This is a genomic window from Candidatus Accumulibacter similis (assembly GCA_013347225.1).
GTDB lineage: Bacteria > Pseudomonadota > Gammaproteobacteria > Burkholderiales > Rhodocyclaceae > Accumulibacter > Accumulibacter similis.
In genome coordinates this window covers 5,003,911-5,021,316 of sequence record CP054595.1, presented here as the reverse complement: position 1 = coordinate 5,021,316, position 17,406 = coordinate 5,003,911, and the positions used below count along the sequence as shown (strand labels likewise).

At 66.4% G+C, this 17,406-nt stretch carries 17 protein-coding genes and 1 pseudogene; 3 read left to right on the top strand and 15 right to left on the bottom strand.

Annotation, left to right across the window (positions count from 1 at the left end):
• Nucleotides 1–226 precede the first annotated feature (226 nt).
• Complete coding sequence (locus tag HT579_22150) at nt 227–397, bottom strand: hypothetical protein (protein ID QKS31388.1); 171 nt, start codon at nt 395–397, stop codon at nt 227–229.
• A gap of 149 nt (nt 398–546) precedes the next feature.
• On the opposite strand from HT579_22150, the gene HT579_22145 reads away from it, so the two are divergent.
• On the top strand, nt 547–1,536 hold the full coding sequence (locus tag HT579_22145; GenBank protein ID QKS31387.1) for a hypothetical protein: 990 nt from the start codon (nt 547–549) through the stop codon (nt 1,534–1,536).
• 420 nt (nt 1,537–1,956) lie between these two features.
• Here HT579_22145 and HT579_22140 read toward each other — a convergent pair whose 3' ends face one another.
• The 13 genes and pseudogenes from HT579_22140 to HT579_22080 all read right to left on the bottom strand — a co-directional run bounded on the left by HT579_22140 (nt 1,957) and on the right by HT579_22080 (nt 12,546).
• Entirely contained in the window at nt 1,957–2,502 is a 546-nt protein-coding gene (locus HT579_22140) for a hypothetical protein (protein ID QKS31386.1), read from the bottom strand.
• Complete coding sequence (locus HT579_22135; GenBank protein QKS31385.1) at nt 2,492–2,719, bottom strand: hypothetical protein; 228 nt, start codon at nt 2,717–2,719, stop codon at nt 2,492–2,494. Before HT579_22135 ends, HT579_22140 begins: the two co-directional genes overlap by 11 nt.
• On the bottom strand, nt 2,716–3,168 hold the full coding sequence (locus HT579_22130; protein ID QKS31384.1) for a hypothetical protein: 453 nt from the start codon (nt 3,166–3,168) through the stop codon (nt 2,716–2,718). The genes HT579_22135 and HT579_22130 overlap by 4 nt, the downstream gene beginning before the upstream one ends.
• 383 nt (nt 3,169–3,551) lie before the next feature.
• Nucleotides 3,552–5,861, bottom strand: a complete 2,310-nt coding sequence (locus HT579_22125) for a bifunctional DNA primase/polymerase (GenBank protein ID QKS31383.1) — start codon at nt 5,859–5,861, stop codon at nt 3,552–3,554.
• 9 nt (nt 5,862–5,870) lie between these two features.
• Nucleotides 5,871–6,194, bottom strand: coding sequence for a hypothetical protein (locus HT579_22120; protein ID QKS31382.1), 324 nt, complete (start codon nt 6,192–6,194; stop codon nt 5,871–5,873).
• Complete coding sequence (locus HT579_22115; protein ID QKS31381.1) at nt 6,194–7,768, bottom strand: DEAD/DEAH box helicase; 1,575 nt, start codon at nt 7,766–7,768, stop codon at nt 6,194–6,196. The genes HT579_22120 and HT579_22115 overlap by 1 nt, the downstream gene beginning before the upstream one ends.
• Nucleotides 7,765–8,712, bottom strand: a complete 948-nt coding sequence (locus tag HT579_22110; GenBank protein ID QKS31380.1) for an oxidoreductase — start codon at nt 8,710–8,712, stop codon at nt 7,765–7,767. The genes HT579_22115 and HT579_22110 overlap by 4 nt, the downstream gene beginning before the upstream one ends.
• Entirely contained in the window at nt 8,705–9,070 is a 366-nt protein-coding gene (locus tag HT579_22105; GenBank protein QKS31379.1) for a hypothetical protein, read from the bottom strand. The genes HT579_22110 and HT579_22105 overlap by 8 nt, the downstream gene beginning before the upstream one ends.
• Nucleotides 9,071–9,074: 4 nt before the next feature.
• The gene (locus HT579_22100) at nt 9,075–9,563 is read right to left on the bottom strand and encodes a DUF669 domain-containing protein (GenBank protein QKS31378.1); all 489 of its coding nucleotides are present in this window, start codon (nt 9,561–9,563) and stop codon (nt 9,075–9,077) included.
• A gap of 32 nt (nt 9,564–9,595) precedes the next feature.
• The gene (locus HT579_22095; GenBank protein ID QKS31377.1) at nt 9,596–10,363 is read right to left on the bottom strand and encodes an ATP-binding protein; all 768 of its coding nucleotides are present in this window, start codon (nt 10,361–10,363) and stop codon (nt 9,596–9,598) included.
• A gap of 528 nt (nt 10,364–10,891) precedes the next feature.
• Nucleotides 10,892–11,143, bottom strand: a pseudogene (locus HT579_22090) (hypothetical protein).
• Entirely contained in the window at nt 11,140–11,511 is a 372-nt protein-coding gene (locus HT579_22085; GenBank protein QKS31376.1) for a hypothetical protein, read from the bottom strand. Before HT579_22085 ends, HT579_22090 begins: the two are co-directional and overlap by 4 nt.
• Nucleotides 11,512–11,619: 108 nt before the next feature.
• The gene (locus HT579_22080; GenBank protein QKS31375.1) at nt 11,620–12,546 is read right to left on the bottom strand and encodes a hypothetical protein; all 927 of its coding nucleotides are present in this window, start codon (nt 12,544–12,546) and stop codon (nt 11,620–11,622) included.
• Nucleotides 12,547–12,861: 315 nt separating this feature from the next.
• Here HT579_22080 and HT579_22075 point away from each other — a divergent pair, with 315 nt between their 5' ends.
• Together HT579_22075 and HT579_22070 are read left to right on the top strand one after the other, a co-directional pair.
• Nucleotides 12,862–15,636 (top strand): tetratricopeptide repeat protein, encoded by a 2,775-nt coding sequence (locus HT579_22075; GenBank protein QKS31374.1) that lies wholly within the window; start codon nt 12,862–12,864, stop codon nt 15,634–15,636.
• A gap of 6 nt (nt 15,637–15,642) precedes the next feature.
• On the top strand, nt 15,643–16,662 hold the full coding sequence (locus tag HT579_22070; protein QKS31373.1) for a toll/interleukin-1 receptor domain-containing protein: 1,020 nt from the start codon (nt 15,643–15,645) through the stop codon (nt 16,660–16,662).
• 141 nt (nt 16,663–16,803) lie between these two features.
• Here HT579_22070 and HT579_22065 read toward each other — a convergent pair whose 3' ends face one another.
• Nucleotides 16,804–17,373, bottom strand: a complete 570-nt coding sequence (locus HT579_22065) for a hypothetical protein (protein ID QKS31372.1) — start codon at nt 17,371–17,373, stop codon at nt 16,804–16,806.
• Nucleotides 17,374–17,406: the final 33 nt, after the last annotated feature.

The window sequence follows — 17,406 nt, the reverse complement described above, 5'->3', positions numbered from 1 at the left end:
GTGGAGGACAACCGCCGCACAGCACAAGCCGCAGAAGAGACGATTCATCGCCAAATGGCACGGTACGTTTGGACCCTGCGGCTTGCCCGATGCTGGCACTTCGCTCCCCTGCTATGTCCCGGAGTGCGCAGACAAGATTAGGACCATCGCCTTTCTCACGCAGGCGTCGGCCGTCAACAAGATCCTCGATCACGTCGGAGAGCCGACGTCACAGTCGCCTGTTGCGCTAACCCGCCGCCTGCCGCGGCCGGGGAGAGCTGATGCCCGGCACGGCGAGTTCGACCCGCAGCAGTACCCGGCGCGCGACTACCAATTCGCCCAGCGCATCGCCTGGTAAAGGCAACACCAAGGCGATGTCGTCGGGCTTGGCACGATCCGCTTGCGCCATGGTCACCATGGCGAACTCGGCGGCTAATGCCGCGACACATGGCCATCCTCGCGTTGCGATTCCGGTACGGCCTTCGCGTTTCGTCGGCAGGCTTTCCCTTTATCACGACTGGCCTCAGAGCCCGTCAGAGCCCGAAAAAGTTGCCGAGGCGGAGTTGAATGGCCTATCCTTTGGTGGCGACCTGGCAGATCGCTCCTGATGATGACGACGACCCCAACGATGGCGAAGGAGTGACGCAGATGACTAAGGAAAAGAGCAGGCTGTCCCTCGTGGCAGTGGCAGTGTGGGTGTTCACTGTGCAAACAGCGCAGGCGGACAAGATCGATGTGACGGCGCGGGCACAAGGGACCGATCTGTATGGGACCTCACTCGTCGACTCGCATACGACCGATACGGCGAACAGCATCTTCAACGTCTTCGCGGGTGTGCAGGACGGCCGATGGACCTACCCAAATCCCGAGCCGGCTTACGGACGTTCGGCCGGGGCGACGAACGGTTTGGTTTCGGCTGGTGCGCAATACCTCGACCATTACGGCGTCAACAACAGCTTCAAAGGTGAGGCGGTGTACGTCGCGGACTTCACGAATACGGACAGCACCCCGCAATCGTACAAGTTCCACTTCAATATCAATCAAGGCTACCTGGGTGTGATCGGCGCGGGTCGGACGGCACACTTCAGCTTTCTGATCGAGTCGCTGATTTACGGTTTTGGCAGCGGTCCCAGTTGGTATGCACAGGCGGATGTGACGGGTACGGCGAACAGCAGCAACTCTCTGGTCACGCTAGGGGAGGCCAGCAACATGACCTTCACCTCCTATTCAAGGAATGGCCCGCTCGGTCCGGAGACGGGATACGATCTCGATCCCTTCACCTTTGACTATTTCACCCAGAACGTGTTGCCGGGCGAGACCTTTCACATCCAGTACGTTCTCTCGACCTGGGTGGACGGCACCGGCTTCGGTTCCGGAGCGCGCGCTCAGATCGGCGATCCGTTTGATCTGAGCAAGCCAGCCGCAGGCGTCACGGCGATCACCAAGATTCCCGTCGTCAGTAGCAGCGTTCCCGAACCCGCCACGCTCACGCTGTTCGCCGCCTCCGCTTGGCTGGCGGTCTGCCTGCGGGGGCGTCGACGCCAGCGAGGAGGATGATGGCTGCCGGCGGCCAGTGTGCGGTCGGCTCGCTTCGGACCCGAGGATGGGTGGATGGAATGATGCCGACTACCTGAGGCGGGCTCCGGGTGCAACCCGCAAACCCTGCAAACCTCGATTCTCACTCTGGCGCTAGAACGACTCTGCGCGCACGCCTCCCACATGGCATATTATGCTGGAAGGACCCATTTAAAATCAACAAGTTACGTGCTGCAGAACTTTTCGCTACATCATATTGGCATATTCCATTTGAATGTCTAGATGCTTCTGGGATCAGTACAAGAGCATAGTACCTTCAGGAGGCAGACCCACCGGACGTCCCGTCCCAGCGAGCCTCGCCGTCCCCAAGCAAAAGCGCCTGCTGGAGAGCTCCGGCAGGCGCTTTACTTTGAGGATGCCCAAATGCTACGCCCTCGATGTTCACCGATCAAGGGGTTTCGCTGGAACCGCTCGCAAATATCCATAATGCATAGCCAGCATGCCCAGCGCAGCGACCAGAATGCCCCGCGCCTCAGGCTGCGACAGCGCTCGGCCGTTCCAGCCCTGCTGCGCCGACCACTCCTTCACGCTCTGCCCGAGGCCGGCGACGTGCCAGACCGCCGTGCCGCCCGGACTGCCGATGCCGCCGACCGCGTCGAGCGCTTCCCCGATCCGCTTGCGGGCGTAGGCGGCGCGCTCGCTGATGCCGTCAGACCACTGCCCGCCGCGAACGCGGTCGAGCGCCAGCGCCCGCGGTCCGTGCAGCTGTGCCCACACGAAGGTGGCGGCGAACTGCTGGCCGGCGTCGTGCATCGGCGGGGTGATCGTGCCATTCCGGAGCAGGAGGCCCAGCGAGTCGACGGTCCGGAAATGCGCGTTGCCCGCGTGCTCGCCGGACTCCTCGCGCACCCACTCGACGGGCCGCCCGCCGGTGACGGGCATCGGGACGCCGGGCTTCAGCGATGGGGGGATCCGCTTAGCGCTCATCGCGAGACCCTCCCACGCCGGCCGGCCGGCGGCGCCCGTAGAGCCGGTTGCCGATGCCTTCGAGGAGCACGCGCTCCGAACGATCTGTGACCGCATCGAGCGGCACGGCGAGCACGCCCTGCTTGTGCCAGGCGGCGGCGCGCATCGCCCGCAGTTCATCGGCGGTCGCGGGCGCGACCGGCAACAGCCGCGCGAGTGCACAGGTCAGCCGGCTCATCGCGCACCGCCTTTCAGCGCCCACTGCAGCAGCGCGAGGGCATCCGCTTCGTTGTCGTCCGCAGGATCGAATCCCTGGGCGCGCATTGCGGCGATCACTTCGGCCTTGCCGGCGTTGCCGCGGCCGGTCGCGTGCTTCTTGATCGTGCCCACCGGTACGCCGTGGTAGGGGATGTGGTGCAGCTCGCACCACGCCGTGAGCTGCCCGAGGAAGGCGCCGTAGGTGTGTGCTGCGGCCGTGCCGCGGTGCGCGCGCACTTCCTCGAACACGACGGCGGTCAGCGGTCCGGCGCGGTCGTGCAGTTCGCCAAGCCAGCTCACAAAGCGCAGGAGTGGCATGCCACCGCCCTCGAAGCGACCGGCTTTGAACAGCTCGGTACCCGAGGTGATGGGTCCGCGCGGATAGGCCAACGCCCAGCCGGTGTGCTGGCCGAGATCCAGTGCGAGCATGGCACCTGGGGAAGCTCCTACGGCGACCGCAGAGGCCGCTGGGAGCGGGTTTGAATAGTGAGACATGTGCATATCCTCCAAGAGGCTGTAGGCGGCCTGGAGGAGCGTGCACGCGACCGGGTCAGGGTCTTCGGCGCTCCCTCATGCCCGATCGGGTCGGGTACGGGTCAGAACAAAAACGGTGCTACGGCAATAACTTCAATGCGTCAATCCTTCAAGGGGGGAGCCCCTGAGAAAGAGAGAGCGATAAACACTTCAATATTTCATTCATTCAATATATATCCTGTTTTTTCTCTCTCCCGGTCTCTCTGGCGGGCAGATCCGGGTATACAGGGTATCTAGGGCTTGAAATCATGAACTTTTGAACCCTTTCCGCGCGGCGCTCACAACTCATTGTTTTCAAGCACCTTTATCAAACAGATGGGGCGTCTGGCTCCTTGAATCATTTGAACCTCGATCATCTGCGCGTCTACCAAAGTCTGCAGCACGCCGTCCCGCTGGCGGGCATCCATGAACTGCGTGCGGCGCGTGAACTCACTCTTGGGCATGCCGCCGGGTCCTGACCCTTGAAGTATTTGCAGCGCACGCTTGTGGTTCGACTCGATCGCGTTCTCCGAGACGCGGATCGACGCTTCGCGGATCGTCTGCCGGGCGCAGTGCTGCGCGATCAGGATGCCCCACTCGGCGTCGCCGCCGGTGATCTCTGGCTCCACAGGATCACGGGACACGGCGCGGATCAGCGCGAGCTTGGAGGCGTTCTCCTCGATACGCGCCAGGATCGACGCGAAGCCGCTGCCGTGCGCAGCGCGCAGGTCGCTCAGCAGGTCGCGGTCGAGCGCTCGGAACACGGCCCGGGCCTGCTCATTGATAGGTACCCTTCGGGGCATTGGCGTGACCTCATCCACCCCTGCGACGTCGGCCAGATTGCCACTGAGCTGGCCACCGCCCTGGTGGATCAGCAGCAGGCGCTCAATCAACTCCTGCGGCGGATCGATGCTGCCGAAGTCGTCGTTGCTTTCCGGAAAGTCCTCCTCGGTCTGCAGGATCAGGAAGCGCGCCAGCGAGCCATCCGCGACGTTGGTCGCCTGCAGCGCCTGCCAGAAGTGTATCGGCGTCGTCGTGCCGTAGACGCAGACGCAGGGCTGGTGGATGGCCCGACGCGAGACTTCGGCTTGACTGTGGGCATACTCGGTGCCGAAGTAGGTCGTGCCCGATGTCGTATAGAGTTCGGTCAGCAGATCCAGGATCTCGCAGAGATAGCGGGGCGAACGCTTGCGATCGACGGCGGCCGACAGGAACATGCCGAACTCGTCCAGCTGGAAGAGGATTGCCGGCTGGCGAAGGATCCCGTTCAGAAGACCCGCACCCGAGGCGATCTTGTTGCCCCCAAGATAGCGCTGCAGTCCGGCCCGACTGAAGATCTCGTTGATCACCATGCGGCTGTGGTTCTTGCCGGCGCCACTCTCGGCGATCCCGACCACATACAGATTCGATCGCGCGTTGCTCGTGGTGCGGTACTTGCGTCCCATCAAGGCGCCGACCGCCACAAGGGAAGCCCCCAGTGCGAGCACCGGTTGCGGGCGCTTGGCACTGCGCTCCATCAGGTCCATCATCTCTGCGATCACGCCGCCGACCTGGTTCCAGCCCGCTGGCATCGGCGGTGCCTTCGGCGGGCTTGCCGGCGAGGCCTGGGCTGGAGCGCGCGGCGCCGGAGCCTTCAGGGCCTGCAGCATCGCCTTCGCCGGATGGGCGCCGTTCGTCGCCAGCGCCCCGTTGAGTTGCAGCGATGGCGCGGGTTCCCAGCCCGCTTCCAGCGCCAGTTTGTACAGCGTGCCGGCGCCGATGCGAGCCGGCTTCAGGCCACGCCAGACCTGCTCGGTCGTTGCAGGCACATTCTTCGCGGCCCGCCCTGACCAGGCCTCGAACAGCGGCCAGCCTGGTTCTCCCAGCGCGCCCTTGATCGCGAGCCCGATGCGCACCCAGCTGTCGTAGTCGAGATCGGGGTTCGGGATGAATTCGAGCGCCGCGGTTATCGCCTCGAGCGTGCCGCGCGGTTCGCCGAGTGCGCCAGAGGCTGCCTCAACGTCGTGGGCATGGGGCAGCCGCGCTGGCTGCAGCTCTGGCGGCACCCGCGCGATCGCAGCGTCCGCGAAGGCCCGCGCCTGCGCCTCGGTGATCCGCGGCAGGTCGTCGAGGGTAATCTCGGCCAGGCTCTCCAGCGGCCAGTCGTAGGGCTGCCCGGTCTCCGGGTGCAGTCCGTAGGCGACGAACTGCTGGCCCAAACCGAGCACATCGATCGGTGGCCTCTTGAACCCCTTGAACGGCCGATCGGCGCGATAGACCAGGAGGCGCTTGGGCGAACGGCCGATGCGCAAGGCCGGCGTGTCACCCAGCATCTCGCGGGCGAGATCCTCGATGCGCTTGGCGAGCTGCGGGTCGCTCAGCACGTCGATGTCGATGCCGATTACCCGTCCGGTGGCGATGCCGATGCCGGCCTCCGGCCAGTTGCCCCAGACATCGACCTCATGATCGGTGGTCTCGCGCCGACCATGGCGACTCCAGTCCGGGTAATCGCGCCACGCCCCGCGGCGAAACACACCCGGCTTCTTGCTCCCCGGCTGGATCGGCAGGATCGGAAATCCGGCGTCGACGAGTTTGGCGCCCAGTTGCGCCATGAAACTGCTGGCAGTCATGGTTCCTCCTCAGAACGGTGGGTCTTGCGTGTAGGCTTCCTGCAGGTGATCCTGGAAAGCCGTGACGACGACGTCGATCAACGTCGCCCATTCGTGTGCCGACCACTGCGCCAGATCGGTGCGGCCGAGCGATTCGATGTATTCGCCGCCGACGGCACTGGCCTGACGCAGGGCGGCTTGCTCATGTTGGTTGGGGTCGATCATTCCTTGGTACCTCGTGATGATGTCGAGACACCGCATCGAGCAGGCCCACAGATCGGGGCCGCTCTGGCGGGCCAGACGGGGGGAGTAGCCGAAGCCGCGGGCTTCGCGGCGGCAAATGTCGCAGCGCATCAGAACCTCGCCGCGACGACTTCGGTGTAGCGTCCGCTCGCGCGGACCGCGATCTCGGCCGGTCGCCGCAACGCGGGTGCGTGCTGCAGCGCTTCGTCGACGCTCCGGGGCAAGGGCGTGCCGGGCGCGCGCGCCGCCCACCAGGTCGCGGCCTTCTGTCGCGGGTAGCCGGCATGCTCGACGCAGACCCACTCGTGATGCGCGGACAGGCCGCACCAGTACTCGACGCGCAGCGAGGGGGGCTTGCCCGGTTTCTCATGGCGCGCGTAGTGCACCCGGCTCACCGCCACCCATTCGGGCTTGCCGACGGCCGAGAGCACGGCCAGCGTACTGGCCCGGGGTGCGATCTTCGGCGCCGGCGGCGGAAAGACGTGGCCGCAATCGGGACAGACGCGCACGGCTGCGTGCAGGATGCTGGCGCAGTCCGGGCAGACTTTGATCGGTGCCGCACCGCCGCCGCCACCGGGACGCTTCGGCCGGATGGCGTCGATCGGCCCATGCCGGGCGATGTTGCCGGCGAAGTCGAGCACCAGGCAGTCGCTCTTGCCCGGCGCCAGCCGACAGCCGCGACCGACGATCTGCACGTACAGTCCGGCCGATTGGGTCGGTCGCAGCATCGCGATCAGATCGACGCCGGGGGCGTTGAAGCCGGTGGTGAGCACGTTCGCGTTGCTCAGACAGCGGATCTCGCCGCGCTTGAAGGCACCGATCAATGCGTCTCGCTCGGCGCTCGGCGTCTCGCCGACGATCGTCTCGCAGGAGAGGCCGTGCGCGCGGATCGCGTCGCGAACATGTCCGGCATGCGCGACGCCGGAGCAGAAGACCAGCCAGGAGCGGCGTGTCTGCCCATAGTCGACGATCTCGGCGACGGCGCGCTCGGTGAGGTCGTGCCGATCGACGGCGGCATGCAACTCGCGGGCGATGAATTCACCGCCGCGCGTGCCGACGCCGGCGACCTCGAGTTGCGTGCGCGTGTGCTTGGACACCAGCCGGGACAGGTAGCCCTGATCGATCAGATCGCGCACCGAGACCTCAAAGGCGATGTCGGTGAAGATCGCGCCGTCGCCCTCGTGCAGCAGCCCGGAGTCCAGACGGTACGGCGTGGCGGTGAAGCCGATCACCTTGAGCAGCGGGTTCAGGCGCTTCAATCCGTCGAGGAAGCGCCGGTACATGGTGTTCGACGAGCGCGGAATCAGATGCGCCTCGTCGATCAGCACCAGATCGCACTGCGCCACATCGGGCGCGCGCCGATGGATCGACTGGATGCCGGCGAACAGGATGCGCGCCGTGAGGTCGCGCTGCTTCAGTCCCGCCGAATAGATGCCGGCCGGCGCCTCGGGCCAGAGCCGCATCAGCTCGGCGTGGTTCTGCTCGATCAGCTCGCGCACGTGGGTGACGATCAGGATGCGCTGATCGGGAAAGGGTTTCAGCACGCCTTCGATGAAGCGGGCTATCACCAGGGACTTGCCGCCACCGGTCGGGATGATGACGTTCGGGTTGCCCGTCGCGCGCTCGAAGTACTCGTAAATGCCGTCGATGGCCGCCTGTTGGTACGGCCGCAGGGTCAGGGTCATCGTGAACCCTCCTGGAATTTGTCGCGGCCGCGGTCGCACCAGAAGCCGCCACCGGGAAGTTGATAGCGGACCCAGTCGGTATCGGCGTCGATCTGCTCGCCGGGGACGAGGTCCGGGAGATAGAGATGCTGGTCGCAGGCGGCGCGCTGGTCGGCGTCGGACAAGGCGCGCTGCTGGCGCTCGCACCACCACCCGCCCTCGACCGGCGTCGAGGACAGGCAGGTGCGGCAGTTCACCGCCGCCGCGGCCTGACCCCGACAGATCTCGGCATGGGCGCACAGCCGGCACTCGTACCACGCCGGATCCTCGCTGACGCGATCGAGCGGCCGCGCCGCGAAGACGATGCGCCCCGCCTTGGCGAGCAGTCGGTCGGCATCGTCCACATCGAGTTCCACGCGTTCGACGTAGAGGTCGTCCGTGTCCTTGTTCACCGCCAGGTACAGGGCGCGCGTCAGGCCCGTCAGCCGCATGTAGGTCTGCATCTGCGCGCAGTGCTGCGGCTTGGCTGGGCGGACGCCCTTGGCGACAAGTTCGACGAAGCTCTTGCTCGCATGCGTCTTGAACTCGACCACGTGCCAGGTCTTGGGCGCCTCAGGCAGGTTCAGCGCCACCGCGTCGAGCGAGCCGCCGAAGTGGCCACCGTGCGCCTCCACCCGCCACTGACGCCCGGTCTCGGGATCGAGGTCGAGCACCGTCACGCCGATGCGCCGCAGGTTGCGCACGAGGCGGGCTTCCTCCAGTTGCCCGGTCTCGAAGAGGCGCAGGACGCGACCCGGATGGAACGTGGCGGTCGTCCAGCGAAAGTCGTACCACAGCGCGCGCGCACAGGACTTGCCGACCAGTGAGGCGCCGAGGTGCGCACGGAAGCCCGTGCGGGCGTCGGCTTCGTAGGCGGCGAAGATCGCCTCGCGAGTCGGGCTGACGACGGTCGGCAGCTCAGCCATGGCGCACCTCCTGACCCTGCCGCGAGCGGGCGACCGTCAGTGCGGACTGCCAAGCGTCGTCGGGCAGTTGCTCGCGCAGGACGTCGAGCAGCGTGTCCTTGAAGTGATCGCGAGCGAGGCCGCCCGTCAGCGTGGCGAGTTGCGCCGACACCCGGGCGGCCTCCTGCTGCTTGAACGCGAGCGCCGTCCGGGCCCGATGGAAGGCCTGCGCATCGAGCGTGCCGCGCCGCGCCTGGCGGGCGATGTCGGCCGTGGCGATCTGCGTCTTGATCGAGGCGATCTCGCCCTGCAGGGCCACCAGGCGCTCGCGACACGCGGACACCGTGTCGGGCAGCACAATGAGGTCGGGAGCGCGCATGGCGTCAGACCTGGCGCTTCCAGGGGAGCGTGCTCTGGGTCGCGACCGGAGCCGAACGAACCGGAGCAGCAACCGGCGGGGTCGCTGCCGGAGGCGGGGCTTCGACGAGATAGCGGATCGTGTTGCTCTCGCCGTACTGCCCCTTCGGCGGGCGAACCTTGACGTCGACCCGAATCGGGATCAGGTGCAGTTGTTCGCTGTTGCTGACCTGCATCTTCCCGGCGGCACGGCACAGCGCCGACAGGGTGCGCTGCGCGATCTCGACGGCGTCGGGGTTGGCGTTGACCAGGTTCAGCCGGTCGTAGAGCTTGCGACCGGCATGCGGACCTTCCAGCACGTCGAGTTCGAGGAACAGGTACTGGCCCAGCCCGTCCTTGGTGACGCGCATTTCGCTGCTCACGATCTGCACGCGGTACGAACCCGGCGGCAGGACTTCGAAGGGGGTGGTGGGATCGACGGTCGAAGCGTCGAAGGTGTGACCGAGGGAAGCCATGGTGTTTCTCCTTTGTGTTGGGAATGGGTGATTCAGGGATGGACGAGCGCGGCGTTCAGGCTGTTCGGCATGGCCTGCGCGAAGGCGGACCAGTCGAGCGGCAAGGTGTCGGGCAGGCCGTAGCGGTTCTTGGCGAGGAAGGCCGGGCGTTCGGCGGTGTGGATGACGCGTTCGCCGGACCCGAGCGCGCGATTGACCTTCTTGTTGAAGCCGACGTCGGCCTTGACGGTGCTGATGAGGTAGTTGGCGAAGAGCACGATGTCGGCGTGTTCCTGCAGCAACGCCGCCGCGCGGGCGTGCAGCTTGATGCCGTAGCGGTCGTAGGGCTCGTGCTCCGGGCTGTCGAAGCGCTTGATGTCGGTGTGGGCGATCTGCACGATGGTCATGCCCCGCTCGTCGCGCAGGGCATTCAATCCGTCGAGGTACTGCCGCCAGAACTCCATGGTGGCGAGGTAGCCTTTGCCGTAGCCCGGCGACTCGAGGTCCTTCCAGCCGTATTCCTTGCAGGTCTTGGCCCAGATCAGCGGTTCGAGCCAGTCGACGCTGTCGACGATGGCGGTCTGGAAGTCGTGCGGCTCGCTGTAGAGGGTCACCAGGCACTCGATGACCTCTTCGAAGGAGCGCGCGATCGGGAAGTGGTGGGCGTCGATCGTGCCGAGACCGTCTTCGGTCTGGATGAAGACCGGCTGCTTGGCGCCGGCGGCGAAGGTGGTCTTGCCGACGCCGGCGACGCCGTGAATCAGGATGCGCGGGGGCTTCGGCGCGCTGGTGCGGTTGAGTTGGGAAAGCGAGATGGCCATCGATGTTCTCCTTGCGGTGTGGGTCAGAGGGTTGGGCGCTCAGTGCGCCGGGGTGCGCAGTTGCAGGCGGACGTCCGCGGCTTTGGGCGTCATCCGGGAGCGAACGGCGAGGTAGCGAAAGACGAAGGGCTCGACGCGCTGGCTCACCAGATGCACCAGGCCGAGTTCGCAGGCGAGCCAGGCGCGTTTGGCGACGGCGTGGATGCGTTGGCGCTCTTGCGGCGGATACGGGCTGGTGGTGGCGGAGCGATCGAGCAGCAACAGCCCCTGGTGATACTGGAGGCGCTCGCCGGGGAGGGCGGTGGCGATCCAGTCGCAGAGGGTCGAGTCGGTGAGCGGTGTAGCCGGCACGTACAGCGGCGCTTCGAACTCTGCCGCTGGGAGGCACAGCTCGGCGGAGGGTGCCGAGGTCGCATCGACGGTGGAGCGCGCGTACTGCTGCACGCGGTGGCCCGGTCCATTGAGAAGGTGAGCCCGCTGCTCCTTGGAAAATGCGCCAATTTGCGCATTACTTTCGGGACGGCCGGGGTCCGCCGTCACGCGAACAGTGCCGTCATCGAAGGGCACGACGCCGGTGTCTTTGCCGGCGGCGAGCCGCAGTTGCCGGGCGCGGTCGGCATACCTGAGATCCACCGCACGGTCGATGTGGTCGACGACGGCCTTGGCTGCAGCCAGCAGATCGCCGGCATCGAGTTGGAGGCGATGCAGGGCCTCGGCCGGCTGTTGCGCCAGTTCGGCAACGGGAGTCGCCTGGATCTCGTGGAGGGTGGAGGCGGTCATTGCCGGTCTCCTTCCGTCACGCGCTCGTTGGTACTCCGGTACCGGCTGCGCTGCTCGAGGTCCAGAATGCCGCCGGAGCCTTCAAGCGGATAGGCGACGCGGCGCGAGAACTTGACGAAGACGGGTCCGACGCCTTCGCCACGCCAGCGTTGAAGCGTCTTCGGCGAGAGGCCCCAGCGACGGGCGAGTTGACCCTCGTTGAGGTAGTGCGGCTCGGCAGCCGTCAGCGGCGCGGCTTCGAGTGCGGCCTGGGACGATTCGGTTCTCGGCGCCGAGCGAGCCGACGCGACGGCCGGCGGTTGTGCCGGTGCGGGCCCTGGACGACGCGGTGGCTCAGGCCATCGCCGGGCTCGTGGGTGGGCTTCCATGATGATGACTCCTGTGGTGTTGGGGCAGGGTCATCATCGGGATCGCGAAAAAGAAAAGAAATACGAGTGCGGCGCACTCCGTACGGTCTGCGCCCGCACTCTGTACGGTCAGCGGCGCTGAAGGGTCGTTTTTTTACAACACGAAATCCACTGCGCGATCGTTCGCGGCTCGAAACGCTCCAGATCCTGGCTGGCCAGCCATTGCGACAGGCGGAGTCCGGCTTTGGCGTCGCTCATCTGTTGCAGTTGCGGGTCTCGATTCCACTCGGCCAGCACCGCCTTGCGGGACGCATTGCGGCTGGCAAGGCGCAGCGCGGCCAGCTGTCGGGCGTGTTCGGACTTCTTCCGCGCTTCTTCCTCCTGCAGCGCACGCCATTTACGGTCCTGGGCACTCTGGGCCTCGGCGCTGGTCTGCCGCTTCACCGCATCGAGCTGTTCGGCGAAGCGCTCCTGCAGCTGCTGCCTTTGGATGTGCTGTTCCGAGCGGCAGACGACCTCCAGGGCCTCGAGGGCGGACTGCCCGGCAACGATGCAGTCATGGGCCGTGAGGCTCTTCGCACGCCGGCGGACGTACTCGAGGCGGTCGAAGTCGTACTCGTACTGCAGGCGACGGATCGCGTCGCTGACGTGGCACAAGGCCAGCGTGGCCAGACAGGCACCGAGATCCGGGACGGGGTCTCCTTCCCCGAAGATCTGCTGCCAGCGGTCGATCGACGCCTCGAGCGCTTCGAACTCGCGGGTGTTCTCCGGTTTCGGGAAATCGAGTTCGTCCGTTCGGTCGAAGTGTAGTCCCAGGATGTTGCCGTGCTCGTCGATGTCGAGAAACTCATCCAAACCCGCAGCAGCGAGGCGCGACACCTCATCTTGCCGGGCCTCGGCGAAGTACTCGGCGACGAGGTCGTGGACGTGGTTGGCGAGATCGTGGATCTCCTCGCGGGTCTGTCCGGTCAGGATCAGGCGGGCCCGCCATGCCACGCTGGCCAGCTCGGGAAAGGGCCAGTAGGAAACTTCACCCGCCAGGGGCTCAAAATGCATGAACTTCCGGCAAATGCGCATCAATGGCCTCCCATGTCCGGAATGCGTCGGCACGTACATCGCGTCGACCACTGCGCATCACTCGATCTTCGGGCAACGCGAGGGCATCTGAAGCGATCGTCTCGATTCTAACCGGGCAGACCACGCGCGGGAGTGGCATCCATCGCCAGCGCCATGGTTGCTTCTGGCTTCTCCGTTCAAACTGTCCTATTCTCGCAGTCCACCCGATACGCTTCTGCCGTGAAGAAGGCCCGTGGCGGCAAGGCATGGACGCCGGAGCGCGGGGTTCCGGCCGGATCGAAGAGGAGGACCGGTATGGGGGTTTCAGTCGTCACAGGTGCCAATCGTGGAATCGGCCTTGACCTTGAATATCCGTTGGTGGCCCCCGCGTCGCTTGGCATGAGCTTGCTACGCGTATGGCTGGCCACCGTTTGGCTGGTCGCCGGGGTAGCGGCCTTTGCGCAGACCGATCTGGACATCGACCGCCGCCTGTTGGCCGACCGGTTGGTCGCTGACCGAGCACAGGCCCTGGCCGCGCAGCAGAAACGAGCCGACGAGCGCCAGCAGGCCCTGTTCGAGGAGTTGGCGCTCAAGGACAAGGCCCTGCGGGATGCGCAGCGACGCTCGGCCGACGCGTTCGCCCAGTTGCAGGCCGCGCGAGGGGACCAGGCGGCGCTGGATCGCATGCGCAAGGACTTGGCCGACACCACGGAACGTCTGACGGCCAACACGCAGGAACGACTCCGCTTGGCGCGCGAGATCGAGCTTCGTGATCGCAGCTACCAAGTCGAGATGGCCGAGTACCGGCGCCTGATTACAGGCGCCGTGGCCACGCCCAACCCGCAGCGCCTGACCGCTTTGCAACGCTTTGCCGATGGCGAGCGCGCGCAGGCGTTCGACGCACTCGAGGAGATCGATCGCGTCTCGCGTGAAGCGCGGCGCAAGGCCGCGCAACGGGTGGCGGATCTGGAGTCGGCCAAGGAAACACGCGAGCGCGCGGCGCTGGCGATGCAGATGAAAGACCGGGGCGAGAAGGACACCCGGGCGGTCAGAGCCCTCTGGGCGGAAGCGGTGGAACTCGACCCCGATGACTTCTGGAGTTGGGTCGAACTCAAGCGCGCGGCCTTCGAGGCCGGCGATCTGCCGGGTGCGCAAGCCGCAGCCGGCTCGGCCGCGAAGCATGCTGCCAACGACCGTGATCGGTCTGTCGCCTCGAACGAACTGGGCGACGTGCAGGTGGCCGCCGGCGACTTGAAGGGCGCGCGGCAGAGCTTCGAGGAAAGCCATCAAGTGCTCAAGCGGCTGGCCGCGGCGAACCCGAGCTCGGCGGAGGCGCAGCGCGATGTGTCGGTGAGTTTGAACAAGCTGGGCGACGTGCAGGTGGCCGCCGGCGACTTGAAGGGCGCGCGGCAGAGCTTCGAGGAAAGCCTGCAGATGAGTCAGCGCCTGGCCGCGGCGAACCCGAGCTCGGCGGCGGCGCAGCGCGATGTGTCGGTGAGCCTGGAAAGGCTGGGCGACGTGCAGGTGGCCGCCGGCGACTTGAAGGGCGCGCGGCAGAGCTTCGAGGAAAGCCTGCAGATGCGTCAGCGCCTGGCCGCGGCGAACCCGAGCTCGGCGGCGGCGCAGCGCGATGTGTCGGTGAGTTTGAACAAGCTGGGCGACGTGCAGGTGGCCGCCGGCGACTTGAAGGGCGCGCGGCAGAGCTTCGAGGAAAGCCTGCAGATGCGTCAGCGCCTGGCCGCGGCGAACCCGAGCTCGGCGGAGGCGCAGCGCGATGTGTCGGTGAGTTTGAACGAACTGGGCGACGTGCAGGTGGCCGCCGGCGACTTGAAGGGCGCGCGGCAGAGCTTCGAGGAAAGCCATCAAGTGCTCAAGCGCCTGGCCGCGGCGAACCCGAGCTCGGCGGAGGCGCAGCGCGATGTGTCGGTGAGTTTGAACAAGCTGGGCGACGTGCAGGTGGCCGCCGGCGACTTGAAGGGCGCGCGGCAGAGCTTCGAGGAAAGCCTGCAGATGAGTCAGCGCCTGGCCGCGGCGAACCCGAGCTCGGCGGAGGCGCAGCGCGATGTGTCGGTGAGTTTGAACAAGCTGGGCGACGTGCAGGTGGCCGCCGGCGACTTGAAGGGCGCGCGGCAGAGCTTCGAGGAAAGCCTGCAGATGCGTCAGCGCCTGGCCGCGGCGAACCCGAGCTCGGCGGAGGCGCAGCGCGATGTGTCGGTGAGTTTGAACAAGCTGGGCGACGTGCAGGTGGCCGCCGGCGACTTGAAGGGCGCGCGGCAGAGCTTCGAGGAAAGCCTGCAGATGAGTCAGCGCCTGGCCGCGGCGAACCCGAGCTCGGCGGCGGCGCAGCGCGATGTGTCGGTGAGCCTGGAAAGGCTGGGCGACGTGCAGGTGGCCGCCGGCGACTTGAAGGGCGCGCGGCAGAGCTTCGAGGAAAGCCATCAAGTGCTCAAGCGGCTGGCCGCGGCGAACCCGAGCTCGGCGGAGGCGCAGCGCGATGTGTCGGTGAGTTTGAACAAGCTGGGCGACGTGCAGGTGGCCGCCGGCGACTTGAAGGGCGCGCGGCAGAGCTTCGAGGAAAGCCTGCAGATGAGTCAGCGCCTGGCCGCGGCGAACCCGAGCTCGGCGGCGGCGCAGCGCGATGTGTCGGTGAGCCTGGAAAGGCTGGGCGACGTGCAGGTGGCCGCCGGCGACTTGAAGGGCGCGCGGCAGAGCTTCGAGGAAAGCCATCAAGTGCTCAAGCGCCTGGCCGCGGCGAACCCGAGCTCGGCGGAGGCGCAGCGCGATGTGTCGGTGAGCCTGGAAAGGCTGGGCGACGTGCAGGTGGCCGCCGGCGACTTGAAGGGCGCGCGGCAGAGCTTCGAGGAAAGCCTGCAGATGCGTCAGCGCCTGGCCGCGGCGAACCCGAGCTCGGCGGAGGCGCAGCGCGATGTAGCTGTCTCCATGTGGCGACTCGCAGGCATAGTAGGCGCATCGGTGCGATGGGCTGACGTTGCGGCGTTCTGGCGTCGTCTGGCCGACCGAGGATTGCTGCCACCGCGTGATGCGGGCTTCGTCGCTGAAGCCGAGCGCCGGGCTGCCGCCCAGCGCTGATCGGCGATGGCCGACTGCTTCGTCAGCTACAAGCGGGAGGACCGGGGTCGTGTCGAGGGTATCGTGGCCGCCCTGCGGGATGCCGGGCACAGCGTATGGTGGGACGCCGACGTGGGGGGTGGTGCCCGCTGGCGAGAAACCATCGCGGCCGAGTTGGAAGCCGCCCGCTGCGTGCTCGTGTGCTGGACATCGGACTCCGTCGGCCCGGCGGGCACCTACGTGCGGGAAGAGGCCGAACGCGCCAAGCACCGCGGCGTGCTGCTGCCGCTGCTGCTCGATCGCGTGGCGCCACCCTTCGGCTTCGGCGAAGTCCAGGCGCTGGATCTGGTGGACTGGGATGGCCGATTGCAGTCGCCGCAGTGGCAGGTGGTCTTGCGCGCCACCGAAGCGATGCTGGAGGGAAAGGCCCCGCCGGCGGCCGCTGTGCGTCGTCGTCGGCGGGCATGGACCGGAGGGGTTGTTGCGGCCGGCCTGGCGGCGATCGGCCTGTTGGCCGACTTGACGGGTTTGCACGGTTCTCTCTGCAAGCCTGACAGCCTGGCGACGCTTTGCCGCTTGATCGGCCTAGGGCCCAGCTCCTCCGAGATGGAAACCTGGGATCAGGCCAAGTCCGCGAGCGCAGGAGATGCGCTTAGGGTCTATCTCGCGAAGTACCCAACTGGAGCCTTCGTCGTCGAAGCGCAGGCGCGATTGGCTGGGTGCAAGAAGGACGTCGAAGTATCCTGGTCGCCCTACCTGGGCACTGCCCCGCTCGTGGTACCGCTGGGGCCGATCAAGGCCGCACCTTCGGAAGCAGCCGCCAGGCAAGCCATGGAAGCTGATGTTCAGCGCGACGCGGAAGATGCCTGCTCGGCCGCGCCGTTGAGCGAGCTCTATCGGCCTGTGCCTGGTGCCAGGCCGGACATCCCGGCTCAGGGCTGGGATTGCCGATCAGCCGATCAGGGCTGGCGCTGCCGCTACGATGGCAAGATTACCTGTCAGCAGGAGAGACGTCAAAGTGTTGAACGCGAGATTTGCCCTCGCTGACCGGCTGATCGCAGCGCCCATCGCAAGCGCAAGAAAATGGCCAACAGGACTGAAATCGAATGGCCGTTTTCCAAGACCTCGACGTCCGCATCGGGTCGGAAGCGAACCTGGACGTCACGACGTGGCTGCTGCCGTTCCCAGTTAATTGATCGCTGCGGCGGATGCGACGTGGACTCCCTCGCAATCGCCGAGACGGGAGGCACGCTTCGCTTTACCGCTCGTCCGGATCCCGATCTGCACAAGGCGATGCAAACGCTCCAGGTTCACGAGCATCTCAGCGATACACTGTGCCCAGTGACGATACTGGATCACCTCGTCCTCGATCTCACTCCCCAGCGCATCGTCGCATCCCGGCGTGCGCTGAAGCAAGTTTTCTACGGGGCATGACCGTTCAAGCTCGTTGGCGTCGGCGCCATCGCTGTATCCTTGCCGTGGTGGCCGCTCGTCGCCGTTTGCCCCCTGGCCGCCGATACCATACCAATGGCGGACAATGGCATCGCCGCACCGGCGAACCCGTAACCCGAGAGCGGGCTCGCCGCTTCCCTCGGCACCTTCCAGAGCTTCCAAGTAGCGCTTCTCGAGGTAACTGGCTTCTTCGAAGAGCAACTCCACGTGACCCTCGATCTGCGGCCGGATGCTCATGATCCACGCCTGCATCTCCACCTCAGCGCGCGCCCTGTCGCCGCTGCTCCAAATCCGATCTGACGCCATGGTTCCCTCCCCGAGCGTGTTCGGCCCGTTGCG

Excerpts from the sequence above, each read along its gene's own strand:
- HT579_22095 (QKS31377.1), bottom strand. The coding sequence starts at position 10,363 with ATGGCCATCTCGCTTTCCCAACTCAACCGCACCAGCGCGCCGAAGCCC.
- HT579_22120 (QKS31382.1), bottom strand. The coding sequence starts at position 6,194 with ATGCGCTGCGACATTTGCCGCCGCGAAGCCCGCGGCTTCGGCTACTCC.
- HT579_22065 (QKS31372.1), bottom strand. The coding sequence starts at position 17,373 with ATGGCGTCAGATCGGATTTGGAGCAGCGGCGACAGGGCGCGCGCTGAG.
- HT579_22115 (QKS31381.1), bottom strand. The coding sequence starts at position 7,768 with ATGACCCTGACCCTGCGGCCGTACCAACAGGCGGCCATCGACGGCATT.
- HT579_22080 (QKS31375.1), bottom strand. The coding sequence starts at position 12,546 with ATGCATTTTGAGCCCCTGGCGGGTGAAGTTTCCTACTGGCCCTTTCCC.
- HT579_22150 (QKS31388.1), bottom strand. The coding sequence starts at position 397 with ATGGTGACCATGGCGCAAGCGGATCGTGCCAAGCCCGACGACATCGCC.
- HT579_22075 (QKS31374.1), top strand. The coding sequence starts at position 12,862 with ATGGGGGTTTCAGTCGTCACAGGTGCCAATCGTGGAATCGGCCTTGAC.
- HT579_22110 (QKS31380.1), bottom strand. The coding sequence starts at position 8,712 with ATGGCTGAGCTGCCGACCGTCGTCAGCCCGACTCGCGAGGCGATCTTC.
- HT579_22140 (QKS31386.1), bottom strand. The coding sequence starts at position 2,502 with ATGAGCGCTAAGCGGATCCCCCCATCGCTGAAGCCCGGCGTCCCGATG.
- HT579_22125 (QKS31383.1), bottom strand. The coding sequence starts at position 5,861 with ATGACTGCCAGCAGTTTCATGGCGCAACTGGGCGCCAAACTCGTCGAC.
- HT579_22105 (QKS31379.1), bottom strand. The coding sequence starts at position 9,070 with ATGCGCGCTCCCGACCTCATTGTGCTGCCCGACACGGTGTCCGCGTGT.
- HT579_22085 (QKS31376.1), bottom strand. The coding sequence starts at position 11,511 with ATGGAAGCCCACCCACGAGCCCGGCGATGGCCTGAGCCACCGCGTCGT.
- HT579_22100 (QKS31378.1), bottom strand. The coding sequence starts at position 9,563 with ATGGCTTCCCTCGGTCACACCTTCGACGCTTCGACCGTCGATCCCACC.
- HT579_22135 (QKS31385.1), bottom strand. The coding sequence starts at position 2,719 with ATGAGCCGGCTGACCTGTGCACTCGCGCGGCTGTTGCCGGTCGCGCCC.
- HT579_22070 (QKS31373.1), top strand. The coding sequence starts at position 15,643 with ATGGCCGACTGCTTCGTCAGCTACAAGCGGGAGGACCGGGGTCGTGTC.
- HT579_22130 (QKS31384.1), bottom strand. The coding sequence starts at position 3,168 with ATGCTCGCACTGGATCTCGGCCAGCACACCGGCTGGGCGTTGGCCTAT.
- HT579_22145 (QKS31387.1), top strand. The coding sequence starts at position 547 with ATGGCCTATCCTTTGGTGGCGACCTGGCAGATCGCTCCTGATGATGAC.